A 12773-nucleotide genomic window follows, 5' to 3' on the forward strand; every position below is an offset into this window, starting at 1 on the left:
GAGGTCGATATACTATGCATTATGATGTTATTGTCATCGGCGGAGGCCCTTCAGGGTTAATGGCCGCAATCGGTGCTGCTGAAGAAGGTGCGCACGTCTTACTTCTTGATAAAGGAAATAAACTAGGACGTAAACTTGCGATTTCTGGTGGTGGTCGCTGCAATGTAACAAACCGCTTACCACTTGATGAAATTGTCAAACATATACCAGGAAACGGTCGCTTTTTATACAGTGCTTTTTCCATCTTTAATAATGAAGATATTATTACATTCTTCGAAAACCTTGGCGTAAAACTAAAAGAAGAAGATCACGGGCGCATGTTCCCTGTATCAAATAAAGCACAATCTGTCGTGGATGCTTTATTAACACGATTACAAGAACTAGGTGTTAAAATACGTACCAATACTCCTGTTGAAACGATAGAATATGAAAATGGACAAACGAAAGCCGTTGTTCTCCAAACAGGCGAAGTTTTGGAAACAAATCATGTTGTTATCGCTGTAGGCGGGAAATCTGTTCCTCACACTGGTTCAACTGGGGACGGTTACGCTTGGGCTGAAAAAGCAGGACATACGATTACAGAACTTTTCCCAACCGAAGTACCCATTACTTCAAATGAACCATTTATTCGTAATCGTACATTGCAAGGACTTGCTTTACGTGATGTAAACTTAAGCGTATTAAATCCAAAAGGGAAAGTTGTCATTTCTCATAAAATGGATATGCTCTTTACCCACTTTGGTATTTCTGGTCCAGCAGCTCTTCGCTGTAGCCAATTCGTCGTAAAAACGATGAAAAAGTTCAAGACAAATACCGTTCAAATGAGCATCGATGCACTGCCAGAAGAAAATAGCGAACAAATCTTCCAGGGCATGATGAAACAAATTAAAGAAGATCCAAAAAAAGGAATCAAAAATGTTTTAAAGGGATACGTTCCTGAGCGTTATTTCTTATTCCTATTAGAAAAGAACGAAATTGATGGTAGTCAGCAAGCTGGACAAGTTTCACACGAAAAAATCCGCGCACTTGTGAAAGACTTTAAAGAGTTTACAGTAGCAGTAAACGGCACACAGCCCCTTGACAAAGCGTTCGTTACAGGCGGCGGTGTTTCCGTTAAAGAAATTTATCCGAAAGAAATGGCTTCTAAGCTCATGAATGGCTTATACTTCTGCGGAGAAGTTCTTGATATTCACGGCTATACAGGTGGATATAATATTACTTCTGCTCTTGTTACAGGTCGAATTGCTGGTACAACTGCCGGACAAAATGTGAAGGCACAGTAGGCAAAAAGAAACAGAGAGGAGATTCTCTCTGTTTCTTTTTTGTTGCTTTATATAGCGTAGTACCTTTATATTTTATAATGTTGAATAATTGTAACAAAGGGGAAAACATATGCGAAAAAAAGTCATGATATCTTTAATGCTAATGACGTTTCTTTCCGCTGTGGAAGGAACGATTGTTAGTACAGCAATCCCCCGCATAACAAGCGACTTATCTGGTGTCGAACTTGTTAGCTGGGTGTATGCAATCTATATGCTAGCAACAGCTGTCTCAACTCCGATTTACGGAAAGCTAGCAGATTTATTCGGAAGAAAAAAAATTCTGCTCATTGGTGCAGGTATCTTTTTAATCGGTTCTGTACTATGCGGAATCGTTACATCGATGGAACAATTAATCGTCTTTCGCGCTCTTCAAGGTATAGGTGCAGGCGCTGTTATGCCAATCACAATGACGATTATCGGTGATTTATATAGCGAAGCAAAAGACCGCGCAAAAGCACAAGGCTGGATGAGCGCTGTTTGGGGTGTTTCAGGTGTTGTAGGACCGTTAGTAGGCGGATTTTTAGTTGACTCTCTTTCTTGGCGCTACATCTTCTTCTTAAACGTTCCATTTGGAATCCTAGCTTGTGTGATGATTGCCACTTCTTATAAAGAGTCGATCAAACCAGCGAAACACCATATCGATTATCCTGGTGCGATTATCTTCTCACTAAGTACAATCGCTTTACTTTACGCACTCTTAACAGGGAGCAGTAAGCAAAACTGGGGGGACATTACAATTATTAGCCTCTTAATCTTTGCAGCTGTTTCATTCATTATTTTCTTATTCGTTGAGAAAAAATCTCCGGAACCATTAATCCCGTTAACACTTTTCTCAAACCGTACATTATCAACAATAAATGTACTAACGCTTATTGCTGGCGCAATGACCATTAGTATTACAATGTACCTTCCAATTTGGAGTCAAGGTGTATTAGGAAAAAATGCTACCGAAGCTGGACTTATTCTCATGCCAGTTCCCGTTATGTGGACATTTGGTGCGATGCTTTCTGGGAATTTAGTTGGTAAGTTGCAAACAAAACAAATCATTTTACTTGGAGCTAGCGTTTTATCAATCGCTACCTTCTTACTATCTATATTATCAACTCATTCACCAGCGTTTCTTATTTATGTTGCAGTCGGACTACTCGGTTTCGGAATGGGACTTATTACACCAATTTATATGATAACCATTCAAGCAGCTGTCCCTGCACATACACGCGGAACAGCAGTCGGCTTAAACACATTTATTAATACATTTAGCCAAACATTAGGTGCTGCAGTCTTCGGAACAATCTTTAATACAATGATTCATGCGCAAGGCATTAAAAACCTTGATCTTGTATCTTCTGGAGGGCACGGTACTAGTGCGAATATAGTAACAGGATCACAAGAGGCACTCGCTACGAGCATACATGTAATCTATATGAGCACTTTCGCACTCGCACTGCTTACGTTATTGATCGTATGGTTTGTTTTAAAGCCTTCTCAAAATAAAGCAGAAGCAACTGAACAGTAAAAAAAAGAGGATGATCGTTCATAACGATCATCCTCTTTACATATATCAACCGCTTCTCATGATATATCGGCGTTTCGACACCATGTAACAATACTTACTCTTCATTTTCCACCACATATTTAAGAATGGACAATTTATTATTCCAAAATTTTTCATAATAGGAAAGCCACTGCTGTAATTCAGCTAACGGCTCAGGTTGCAAACGATACAGCTTTTCTCTCCCAACCTTTCTTCCGCTCACTAACTTTGCTTCTGAAAGAATGTGAAGATGCTTTACTACAGCTGTGCGACTCATCGGAAAATGATCTGTTATTTTAGAAATCGGTAATTCTTGTTGTGTTAATAACCGGAGTACTTCTCGGCGAGTTGGATCAGCAATCGCTTGAAAAACATCATATTTCGCTGCTGATGAGGACACTTATCCTTCAACAACCTTTTTCAGTTTTTCATTTACAATTGCTACCCAGCCGCCCGCCATATTATCGCGGATAACAGAACTTTTCGCGTTCGCTTTCGTAATAATTGCATCTGGATGTTTCCATCCGCCATGAATAAGAGTAAACTCCGTTTTATCCCCTAAATCTTTTAAAATAAACGAAACAACCCAGCCATCTGTATCCCATGAAAAAGATATACGATGAGGCTCATCGATTTCTAATACTTTGCATGGTGATGGGCCAAAAGGTGATTGTACATGAAATTCATGCCCTACTTTTGCTTCAAAGTCATTTGGCATAAACCAAGATGCAATTCCTTCTGCAGTTGATACCGTATTCCACACTTTTTGAATAGGTGCTTCAAAAATAACGGTTTGTGTAATATCTTGCAATGTATTTTGCTGTTCCATATGATATCTCCTTTATTAGGCATTAAAATATAACACCTTTTGGTTTCACGTCAAGACATGCTATTCAATGTCCGTTGAGAAATTCTCAACATTTTTTCAACAGGACAAACACACTCTCAACATTTCCTCATAATATACTCACAAAGATACATCACATATAGAAACTCCAAACATTATGAAACTCCATCATTTATAATGCGCGGAGAGCAACAAAACATACCTCGCTTGCTTTTAGCCTCTCCTCCTTCCCTCGGGATTAGAAAGCATATCGGTATAAGTGAGATGTGTCTAAGACTCAGAAGAGATATGCCCACAATTTGTATTTAACTATGAGCAGGTAGTCATTTCTCACCTCCTCAACATTTTTAGAAACAATGAATTTTGGAGAGAATTCACTACCTGCTCACTCTTTTTCGCTAAAGGTAGTAAGGAAAAATTTTCATAATAAAATAAAGGGGATGAAAGATATGTTCTATTGCATCAATTGTTCTGAAATTCATCATGAGAAAAATGCGAATGATAAAATATTTAAAAACGGTTTTTATATTGATCCATTTTTAGGTGAACGTTACCATCTTGGCATGTGTAAAAATTTCCAAAACTATGAAACAGAAGAAATCAGTTTATCTATAAAAGAAAATGAAACACCACAATCCATTATGAACGCTTTACCAACCCATGTAATGTCCACTTAAGAGCATAAAAAAGAGCTGGCTCCCCAGCTCTTTTTTATGTTTTATAGACAATCATCGCCGAAAAACAATAAATTTGATTTTCATCATCATTGATGGAGACACCAACTTGATACTTAATATCTACAAGCTGTTCATCATTTATCTTCTTTAAGAATGTATTCACAGCGTCTTCCAAATCTTTTTCATGACTTTCATCAAACATCTTAACGCGAATCATTTTAACACCATCCTAGATCGCAGCCCTCCGCCGCTGAATTATTGCCACGGTGCGTATCTATGATGCGATAAAACTTGCCATTTTCATATATATATCCGTCTTCTAACACATACTGTTTCTCTTCAGTATAGACATAAAACTTCCCTATCATAAATTTACTCGTATATAATTCCAAATAATCTGCTCTAAATTTAGCTACTACTTTATTTGTAATATCAATTTTAATTGTGCGCCCCACCTTCTCTCCCTCCTTTAAAAAGAACGGATTTATGTATATTGTATTAGCGATTTTGCATTTTATGCTTAAAAATAAGTGGATATGCCTCGTATTTTTCCACGAGAGCTTCCCAGAATATCATCCCTTTTTAATTGCGGCCCTTTCAGCAAAATGTGATGTGATTTTCCATCTAAAAATAATATAAAAATCCAAAACAAAAATCATTGACACAGATATAAATCATATGATAATATAATAAATTTGACATTTTTATTCAATTATATTATCATATACATATAGTTACCACATATGGAGGTGGATGATTTGTTTCAAATTGGTGATAAAATTGTTTATCCTATGCACGGCGCGGGAATAATCGAAGCAATTGAGGATAAAGAAGTGTTAGGAAAAACACGTCAGTATTGTGTGATACACATGGTTATTAGCGATATGCAAGTAATGATTCCTATGGACAAAGTAGAAGATTCAGGCATACGTTATGTTGTCGACAAAGATACATTAAACGATGTATTAGTTGACGTTCATAATGGTGAAGGTGACCACTCACTCTCATGGAAACAAAGATATACCATAAATATGGAGAAAATGAAAAACGGAAAGCTTTTAGACGGCGCTGAAGTTGTTCGTGATTTAATCCGTCGTAATAAAGAAAGAGCATTAAATACGAGTGAAAAACAAATGTTAGACAACGCGCGCAGAATTTTAATTAGTGAAGTGACACTCGTGCAAAATGTTTCTGAAAATCAAGCAACTGATTTCCTACAAGTTACCATCGATCATTAATACATGAACTCCTACTTTGCATATACAAATTTAAAATAGCATTTGGCTATTTTTTTTTGCCTAAACAAGAAAAAGATGTCTATTTACAGACATCTTTTTCCTCTATTATTTACCGTTTAACATCGCTAATAGTTTCTCTTGACTATACATCCACACTGTAATGATTAGACAAGCAAGTGCTACTTCTGATAGCGCCATAAATCCAATCGCATAATGACCTGTTAATTGGAATAGTAAAGTTAAGATCAGCGGCGGGAAAAACCCACCTAGTCCGCCTAAAGCTGAAACAAGTCCATTCACAATCCCAGCTTGCTTAGAGAAATACATCGGCACAAGTTTAAAGATTGTCCCATTCCCAGTTCCTGCACACAATGCAACAAGTAAACAACCAAATGTATACACGTTCATACTTGGCATAAACGATAAAATAATACCAGATAGCGTTAAACCTATGAAGACAAAAATTAATATTTTAAATGGATTAAATTTATCACCAAGCCAACCACCAATTGGACGCATTACTGTTGCTAATACAATGAATCCAGCTGTCCGCATGCCCGCATCTACTTTTTCTAATCCAAAGTGAGATACTAAGAAGTTTGGTAAGTATACTGTAAATGCAACAAACGAACCGAAAGTTAAGAAATAGAAAATACATAAGAACCAAAGCTTTTCGTTTTTATACACACCTTTTAACTGTTCCATTAATGGGGTATTCACTTTTCGCTCATTACGATCTCCCAATAAGAAATTTAGAAGTGCAAACAGAGCAAGTAAGATTAAAAAAGATTGTACAGTTGCTCTCCAGCCAAATGAAGTGGCAATTACAGGTGTTAAGAAAGATGTAACTGCTGTTCCTGCGTTACCGATGCCATAGATTCCATTCACAAAGCCATGTCGTTCTTTCGGATAATATTTCGGTAAGGACGTTACACCAACAGAGAACACAGCACCGCCAATCCCTGCAAATAAACCACCAATAATTAAATCCATCATAGAGCTCGCAATGCTAATATAAAAGACAGGGAATAATAAAATAATAAAGCTGATAAAGAATAATTTTCTTGCTCCGTATCGATTCGTCCAATACCCAATTGGTATTCGAAGTACCGATCCTAAAATAACGGGTACTGCTGTAACAAGGGAAATTTGTCCTGCCGTTAATGTAATATCTGCTTTGATAAACGGCATTAAAGAAGATAGAATTACCCATACCATAAAACCAATAATAAGATTAAAAGTTTGTAAACCTAATTGAAAATTCGGACTTTTCATCTTTTTCGCCTCCTATTTTGCTCAACATTTCACAATATATATTAATTCCCTCCAGTCTAATCACGTAGTTTCGTGATTAGACTGGAAAAAATCAACCACCACTCACTGGTGGGATGAGTGCTACAACATCACCAGCTTGTATTTTATCATCATGATTTGCATACTCTTCATTGATAGCAACCATAATTTGTTCTGAAACTGTTACATGATATTCTTTTGTGATTATCTCTTTCAACTCTGTAACAGTAATATTTTCGCAATCTATTTTCAGTTCATTTGTCCCTGCTTCTTCTTGCAAATGCGCAAACAATAATACTCGAATCATTTTCTCATCTCCTTTCCTGGTTCTCCATCTGGATACGGTGTTTTTTCTAACTGATCACCAATCCATGAATCGCCATCTTCCCAAAACTCCTTTTTCCAAATCGGAACAATTTGCTTAATCCGTTCCATGATATATTCATTTGCCTCATAGGCTGCTTTTCGGTGCGGTGTGGATACCGCAACAACAACGGCGATATCAGAAATTTGTAATGTACCGATGCGATGTGTAATCGCAACGTGTGTTTCAGGCCATTGCTCCTTCACTTCAGCACCAATTTTCGCTAGCATTTTCTCTGCCATTGTCTTATAGGCTACGTACTCTAAATATAATGTACGGCGCCCCTTCGTAAATTCTCTAACAGTCCCAATAAAGGTTGTTACAGCACCGCATTCACGGCGAATCACTTTATTTGTTACCTCTTCAATCGAAATAGGTGTATCGATTACTTCATAATACATATATGTCATTTTGCACCCCTTACCACTTCTACGAGCCACTTCATATACGATTCTTCCTCTGTTATATGAAATGTTTTATATGTTTCTTGCAGGCTTTGTACATCATCCCATGTGATAACGGCCATCACATTCTCCACTTTATTTAATAAAGCAGCATCTTCCATTGAACGAAGGAGAACTACTTTCGGATATGTTTTCGCTTTATAACCTTCTACTAAAATTATATCTACTTCAAAGAATTCATATAAATGAATGATTTCCTCTAAAGACCACTTATCACGAAGAGAAGAAAGGGATAACAACCCTGCTCCTTCTACGCTGCTTACAACCGCTCCAGCATGCCTGTGACGTTCACTATCTTTCTGCGGTACTTCTGGGAAACCGCCATGTCCGTGATGCTTAATTGTAGCAACTTTCATTCCTTCATTAGTCAAAATGCGAACAAATTTTTCCACAAGCGTTGTTTTTCCGCTATTTTGATAACCTACTATTTGTAAGATTGAAGCGGTTCTGCCCATGGCCACTCACTTCCTTGACTCGACTCTAATAATAATACCGACACAGTCATTCCCGCTTCAAACCCTCTTGTTCCTCCTGGCAGAACAATAAAAGCATTGCTATCTGCAAGAGAAGATACTGCGCTTGATTTATCTAAGCCTACTGGCATTGCCTGCAGCACGCCATTTACAATGTTTACTTTCGCCCTTACAAATCGCGTAAATGGATTAGGCTTTGGAAAATCTTTTTGTAAAATTGCATCTGCACGATACGCATGTGGTTCTTTCGCATAAAGATATGTTTGAATGATCGGATGAACGAATAATTCAAATCCTACATAACAAGCGGACGGGTTACCTGATAAGCCGAATAACAGCTTTCCATTTACTTCAGCTACTGTTGTAACACTACCTGGCCGCATTGCAATTTTATTAAATAACACATTTGCATGTAACTTTTCATAAATAGCAGGTAAATAATCATAATCTCCTACCGAAACACCGCCAGTTGTAATTAAAATATCTACTTCATCCATCGCAGATTTCACTGCTTCATAACAAGCATCCAGCTCATCAGCAAGTTGTCCATAATAGCGTACTTTCCCGCCTGCTTTCACAATTTGAGCTGCAATCATATAGGAATTACTATTTCTAATTTTCCCTGGTTCCAGCGGCTCATGTACTTCTAACAATTCGCTCCCTGTTGTAACAATCCCAACTACAGGCTGTTTTACAACCTTTACTGAGCTGTAACCAAAAGTCGCCAATAGCGCCGCTACACCTGGATTAATCACTGTACCTTTTGCCACAAGGACTTGGTTTTGTTTTATATCTTCTCCTCGAAATGAAACATTGTCACCATTTGCAAAAGGGCGCTTTAGCTTCATATATGTCTTTCCGTTTTTCTTACATCCTTCTGTTAGCTCTAACATCACGACCGCATTACAATCTTCTGGAATAGCTGCCCCTGTCATAATCCGAACCGCCTCAAAAGCCTTCACTTCTTCTTTAAAAACAGAGCCAGCTCCAATTTCCCCTATTACTTCAAATTCAATCGGATGATCTTGGCTTGCTTCTTTTGTATCTTCCGCTCGAATCGCAAAACCATCATATGGAGAGCGGTCAAAATGCGGAACATCGTGATCTGCTACAACATCTTCTCCAAGAACTCTTCCATAACTTTCGATAATCGAAACCTCTTCATTTTCACCTTGCTGAGCATATTTCATAACCCTCTCCACTGCTTCAGCTACTGGAATTGGTACTCGTTTTTCTAACATCTTTTTCACCCCATGTTTGCAAAATATCACATCTTGATTACACTTTATATTGTACAATGCTAATCATACTAGCAATTACTTCAAGGAGGAATTCCATGTCTTCATTCACTCATTTTAATGACCAAGGCCGTGCCAAAATGGTCGACATAAGCGATAAAAAGGTGACAGTGCGTACCGCAATTGCTTGCTCTAGCATCCTTGTTACAAAAGAAATTTATGATAAAATCTCCCGTAATGAAATCGGCAAAGGCGATGTATTAGCCGTCGCACAAATCGCCGGTATTATGGCTGCCAAGCGCACTTCTGACATTATTCCAATGTGCCATCCTTTACTTCTAAAAGGAGTAGACGTCTCCTTCGACTGGGAATTAGCGAAAGAACAATATCGTTTACTCATTGAAGTAAAAGTCAAAACAGAAGGTAGCACTGGTGTTGAAATGGAAGCTCTAACAGCTGCTTCTGCAACCGCCCTTACCGTGTATGATATGTGTAAAGCTGTCGATAAAGGAATGATTATTGGCGAAACATATTTACTTGAGAAAACAGGCGGGAAAAGTGGAGATTATGTTAGAAATCCACACTCCTAACGCAATCCCCTGAACCTAAAGGAGCTTCCTTTAGGTTCAGCCTATATATCTTGCATATAATCGCTTCGCTACTTTCATATCATTCGTTCCATGAATAAATGCCCTACCATCCGTAAATAAGACAAAACGATATTCCTCAATCGGAAATGATAATAAATATGGTGTCGTTTGTACATCCACGCTTTTTTGTAAGCGTTTTTTCACTTCTTCTAGATTAAGAGATTGCGATATTCCTGGACGGATTTGAACCGTATTTCGTCCGCATAACACTTCCGTTTTCATCTGTGATTCAAATGTTAAACTCGGATACGTACGCAGTTTTCCGCAAGATGGACATGTACCTTTTTTCTGTCGATTTACTTTAAACGCCATATGCTGATTGTTCCAAATATCAAATGATAGCATCGTCTCACGAAGCGAACCGAAATCTTCTACTAATATTTTCAAAGCCTCCGTCACCTGATGTGCAACCACCATTTGGACAGCTGGCTGTATAATTCCTGCCGTATCACATGTCGCCCCGCTTGTCGGATGCTCCATCAAACAACGGAAACACGGCGTTTTCCCTGGAAGAATTGTATAGGTGACTCCGTAACTACCAACACACCCTCCATAGATCCAAGGAATATTATATTTTTGCGAAATATCATTAATGAGAAGACGCGTATCAAAATTATCAGTCGCATCTAATATCAAATCTACATTTTTAATTAATTCTTCCATTTCTTGCATTGTTACATCTGTTACAACTGGTATAATTTCCACTTCAGAATTAATCTTTCTTAAATGTTCTGCCGCTGCAATTGCTTTCGGCTTGTACTGTTTTGCATCTTCCTCTGTATATAACTGCTGCCGCTGTAAATTACTCCACTCAACATAATCACGATCCACAATCGTCAGTTTTCCAATTCCAGCCCGAACAACCGCTTCTGCATTTGCAGCCCCGAGTGCACCAGCACCGATAATAAGCACATGCTTCTCTCTTATCTTCCTTTGTCCGTTCTCACCAACACCTGAAAATAATATTTGCCTTGAATAACGTTCCTGCAATGCGGCTCCCCCTTTCTTATCCTCCAATATAAGACATTTCAATTTTTGGACGATTTCTCGCACTTTCTTCAGTCCGTTCATCTGAATACCGATCTTTTCGATATTTCCATATATCTTGTAATACCTTTAATAAGTCCGAATCAGATATATCTTTCCTAAGTAAATTCCTTAAATCCGTACCTTCTGTAGCAAACAAACAAGTATAAAACTTACCGTCTGCTGAAATCCGTGCTCTCGTACAAGAAGAACAGAAAGACTCAGACACCGAAGTGATAAATCCAACTTCTGCATCACTGCCTACATAGCGGTAACGTTTGGCAACTTCTCCAAAGTAATGAGGTTCAGCAGGCTCAATTGGATATACTTGACCGATTTTCTCAATCAATTCTTGTTTCGTAATGACCTGTTCAAAATTCCATCCATTTGTACTTCCAACATCCATAAATTCAATAAAGCGAAGTGGAATTTCTTGTTCTTTAAAATAAGCGGCCATCGGAAGAATTTGGCTATCATTCATTCCCTTTTTTATAACCATATTTACCTTTACTTCGAGCCCTGCTTCTTTTGCGGCTGCGATTCCTTTTAGCACAGGTTTTGTACTAATATTTCGGCCATTGATTTTACGAAACACATCATCTTCTATCGCATCTAAACTAACATTCACTCGGTGTAATCCTGCTTCTTTTAACGCTTTTGCTTGTTTCGTTAAGTGAATACCATTTGTCGTTAGTCCAATATCCGTTAAGCCATCAAGCTTCACAAGACGTGCAATGAGTTTTGTTAAATCTTTACGTAGTAATGGTTCACCGCCCGTAAGCCTGATTTTCTTTACGCCCATACCTACAAATAATTTTGCTAGTCTTTCAATTTCGTCAAAGGTAAGCAAAAACTCTTCTTGTAAAAATGCATAATCCGGTCCAAACACTTCAGCCGGCATACAATAAGTACACCTGAAATTACAACGATCAATGACAGAGATGCGTAAATCTTGAAGTGGGCGCCCTAAAGAATCTCTAACTTTCTCGTGCATCATCACCCCTCCTTTTCTGCTAAATTCATATCTGCCTTCATTCTATTATAATATATTTTTAAACTGCGATGTTTTTACTCAGTCTCTTTATTCACTTTCCATGTTTTTTATTTGCCTTCATGATAATAAACGAAAACAATATATGTTGTGATATTTCTCACATCATCTATGCCATTCAACATTTCTTCACAAATCTGTTCGTATTTTGTTCACATTGTTATGAAAAAGCTCGATACCTAACCCATTACAAAAAATGTGCAATCTAAGCTGTACCTTTTTACTGCTTTTGATCCACTTGTATTTGCGTTCGATATTCATCACCCCACCCACGCATAAGTGTAATAATTGGCGTAAGGGATTTTCCGAACTTTGTTAAAGAATACTCCACTTTTGGCGGAACTTCTTTATATACCTCCCGATGAATTACACCTGCAGCCTCGAGCTCTCGCAACTGTCTTGTCAACATACGCTGCGTAATGCCAGGCATTAATCGTAAAAATTGATTAAAACGAATTTCTTCCGCATTCATTAAATGAAACAAAATAACCCCTTTCCATTTCCCCCCAATTACATCTAGTGTTAATTCTACCGAACAACGATATATTTCTTCATTTTTCATTTCATCACTCTCCATTAGTATACAAATTGATACT

Annotated in this window: 17 protein-coding genes; 5 read left to right on the plus strand and 12 right to left on the minus strand. The window is 37.9% G+C overall.

Annotation, left to right across the window (positions count from 1 at the left end; genetic code table 11):
• The first annotated feature begins 14 nt into the window (after positions 1-14).
• Complete coding sequence (locus tag COO03_RS15500) at positions 15-1283, plus strand: NAD(P)/FAD-dependent oxidoreductase (RefSeq protein ID WP_097898016.1); 1269 nt, start codon at positions 15-17, stop codon at positions 1281-1283.
• Between the two features lie 109 nt (positions 1284-1392).
• Positions 1393-2838, plus strand: a complete 1446-nt coding sequence (locus COO03_RS15505; RefSeq protein ID WP_097898017.1) for an MDR family MFS transporter — start codon at positions 1393-1395, stop codon at positions 2836-2838.
• 94 nt (positions 2839-2932) lie between these two features.
• Here COO03_RS15505 and COO03_RS15510 read toward each other — a convergent pair whose 3' ends face one another.
• Together COO03_RS15510 and COO03_RS15515 are read right to left on the minus strand one after the other, a co-directional pair.
• Positions 2933-3256, minus strand: a complete 324-nt coding sequence (locus COO03_RS15510) for an ArsR/SmtB family transcription factor (RefSeq protein ID WP_097898018.1) — start codon at positions 3254-3256, stop codon at positions 2933-2935.
• Entirely contained in the window at positions 3257-3685 is a 429-nt protein-coding gene (locus tag COO03_RS15515; RefSeq protein WP_097898019.1) for an SRPBCC family protein, read from the minus strand. It abuts the gene before it with no gap.
• Between the two features lie 458 nt (positions 3686-4143).
• On the opposite strand from COO03_RS15515, the gene COO03_RS15525 reads away from it, so the two are divergent.
• Positions 4144-4380 carry a DUF3973 domain-containing protein gene (locus COO03_RS15525; protein WP_097898020.1) on the plus strand — a complete coding sequence of 79 codons (237 nt, stop codon included), beginning with the start codon at positions 4144-4146 and terminating at the stop codon, positions 4378-4380.
• A gap of 34 nt (positions 4381-4414) precedes the next feature.
• On the opposite strand, the gene COO03_RS15530 is transcribed toward COO03_RS15525, so the two are convergent.
• Positions 4415-4597 carry a sporulation protein Cse60 gene (locus COO03_RS15530; protein WP_097898021.1) on the minus strand — a complete coding sequence of 61 codons (183 nt, stop codon included), beginning with the start codon at positions 4595-4597 and terminating at the stop codon, positions 4415-4417.
• A 1-nt stretch (position 4598) separates the two neighbouring features.
• Positions 4599-4835, minus strand: a complete 237-nt coding sequence (locus COO03_RS15535) for a DUF2553 family protein (RefSeq protein WP_097898022.1) — start codon at positions 4833-4835, stop codon at positions 4599-4601.
• A gap of 288 nt (positions 4836-5123) precedes the next feature.
• Between COO03_RS15535 and COO03_RS15540 the strand changes: the two genes are divergently transcribed.
• Complete coding sequence (locus COO03_RS15540; RefSeq protein ID WP_097898023.1) at positions 5124-5618, plus strand: CarD family transcriptional regulator; 495 nt, start codon at positions 5124-5126, stop codon at positions 5616-5618.
• 105 nt (positions 5619-5723) lie between these two features.
• Here COO03_RS15540 and COO03_RS15545 read toward each other — a convergent pair whose 3' ends face one another.
• From COO03_RS15545 to COO03_RS15565, 5 genes are all read right to left on the minus strand, one after another.
• A complete protein-coding gene (locus COO03_RS15545) occupies positions 5724-6893 on the minus strand; it encodes a nitrate/nitrite transporter (protein WP_097898024.1) in 1170 nt (389 codons plus the stop codon).
• A 91-nt stretch (positions 6894-6984) separates the two neighbouring features.
• Positions 6985-7218 carry a molybdopterin converting factor subunit 1 gene (gene moaD / locus COO03_RS15550; RefSeq protein ID WP_097898025.1) on the minus strand — a complete coding sequence of 78 codons (234 nt, stop codon included), beginning with the start codon at positions 7216-7218 and terminating at the stop codon, positions 6985-6987.
• Positions 7215-7685, minus strand: a complete 471-nt coding sequence (locus COO03_RS15555) for a molybdenum cofactor biosynthesis protein MoaE (RefSeq protein WP_097898026.1) — start codon at positions 7683-7685, stop codon at positions 7215-7217. Before COO03_RS15555 ends, moaD begins: the two co-directional genes overlap by 4 nt.
• Positions 7682-8200, minus strand: coding sequence for a molybdopterin-guanine dinucleotide biosynthesis protein B (gene mobB, locus COO03_RS15560; RefSeq protein WP_141523227.1), 519 nt, complete (start codon positions 8198-8200; stop codon positions 7682-7684). The genes COO03_RS15555 and mobB overlap by 4 nt, the downstream gene beginning before the upstream one ends.
• Positions 8164-9453 carry a molybdopterin molybdotransferase MoeA gene (locus tag COO03_RS15565; protein WP_097898028.1) on the minus strand — a complete coding sequence of 430 codons (1290 nt, stop codon included), beginning with the start codon at positions 9451-9453 and terminating at the stop codon, positions 8164-8166. Before COO03_RS15565 ends, mobB begins: the two co-directional genes overlap by 37 nt.
• Before the next feature lie 95 nt (positions 9454-9548).
• Between COO03_RS15565 and moaC the strand changes: the two genes are divergently transcribed.
• On the plus strand, positions 9549-10040 hold the full coding sequence (moaC, locus tag COO03_RS15570; protein WP_097898029.1) for a cyclic pyranopterin monophosphate synthase MoaC: 492 nt from the start codon (positions 9549-9551) through the stop codon (positions 10038-10040).
• 36 nt (positions 10041-10076) lie between these two features.
• On the opposite strand, the gene COO03_RS15575 is transcribed toward moaC, so the two are convergent.
• The 3 genes from COO03_RS15575 to COO03_RS15585 all read right to left on the minus strand — a co-directional run bounded on the left by COO03_RS15575 (position 10077) and on the right by COO03_RS15585 (position 12754).
• Complete coding sequence (locus COO03_RS15575) at positions 10077-11090, minus strand: molybdopterin-synthase adenylyltransferase MoeB (RefSeq protein ID WP_097898030.1); 1014 nt, start codon at positions 11088-11090, stop codon at positions 10077-10079.
• A 16-nt stretch (positions 11091-11106) separates the two neighbouring features.
• Positions 11107-12120, minus strand: coding sequence for a GTP 3',8-cyclase MoaA (moaA, locus tag COO03_RS15580; RefSeq protein ID WP_097898031.1), 1014 nt, complete (start codon positions 12118-12120; stop codon positions 11107-11109).
• Positions 12121-12397: 277 nt separating this feature from the next.
• The gene (locus COO03_RS15585; protein WP_373605257.1) at positions 12398-12754 is read right to left on the minus strand and encodes a winged helix-turn-helix transcriptional regulator; all 357 of its coding nucleotides are present in this window, start codon (positions 12752-12754) and stop codon (positions 12398-12400) included.
• Positions 12755-12773 lie beyond the last annotated feature (19 nt).

Source organism: Bacillus sp. AFS098217 (assembly GCF_002551815.1).
In the GTDB taxonomy this organism is placed as follows: Bacteria; Bacillota; Bacilli; order Bacillales; family Bacillaceae_G; genus Bacillus_A.

Coding starts and splice junctions, on each gene's coding strand:
- COO03_RS15585 (WP_373605257.1), bottom strand. CDS start 12,754: ATGGAGAGTGATGAAATGAAAAATGAAGAAATATATCGTTGTTCGGTA.
- COO03_RS15515 (WP_097898019.1), bottom strand. CDS start 3,685: ATGGAACAGCAAAATACATTGCAAGATATTACACAAACCGTTATTTTT.
- COO03_RS15530 (WP_097898021.1), bottom strand. CDS start 4,597: ATGATTCGCGTTAAGATGTTTGATGAAAGTCATGAAAAAGATTTGGAA.
- COO03_RS15525 (WP_097898020.1), top strand. CDS start 4,144: ATGAAAGATATGTTCTATTGCATCAATTGTTCTGAAATTCATCATGAG.
- COO03_RS15500 (WP_097898016.1), top strand. CDS start 15: ATGCATTATGATGTTATTGTCATCGGCGGAGGCCCTTCAGGGTTAATG.
- COO03_RS15555 (WP_097898026.1), bottom strand. CDS start 7,685: ATGACATATATGTATTATGAAGTAATCGATACACCTATTTCGATTGAA.
- COO03_RS15540 (WP_097898023.1), top strand. CDS start 5,124: ATGGAGGTGGATGATTTGTTTCAAATTGGTGATAAAATTGTTTATCCT.
- moaD (WP_097898025.1), bottom strand. CDS start 7,218: ATGATTCGAGTATTATTGTTTGCGCATTTGCAAGAAGAAGCAGGGACA.
- moaA (WP_097898031.1), bottom strand. CDS start 12,120: ATGCACGAGAAAGTTAGAGATTCTTTAGGGCGCCCACTTCAAGATTTA.
- COO03_RS15545 (WP_097898024.1), bottom strand. CDS start 6,893: ATGAAAAGTCCGAATTTTCAATTAGGTTTACAAACTTTTAATCTTATT.
- COO03_RS15565 (WP_097898028.1), bottom strand. CDS start 9,453: ATGTTAGAAAAACGAGTACCAATTCCAGTAGCTGAAGCAGTGGAGAGG.
- moaC (WP_097898029.1), top strand. CDS start 9,549: ATGTCTTCATTCACTCATTTTAATGACCAAGGCCGTGCCAAAATGGTC.
- COO03_RS15505 (WP_097898017.1), top strand. CDS start 1,393: ATGCGAAAAAAAGTCATGATATCTTTAATGCTAATGACGTTTCTTTCC.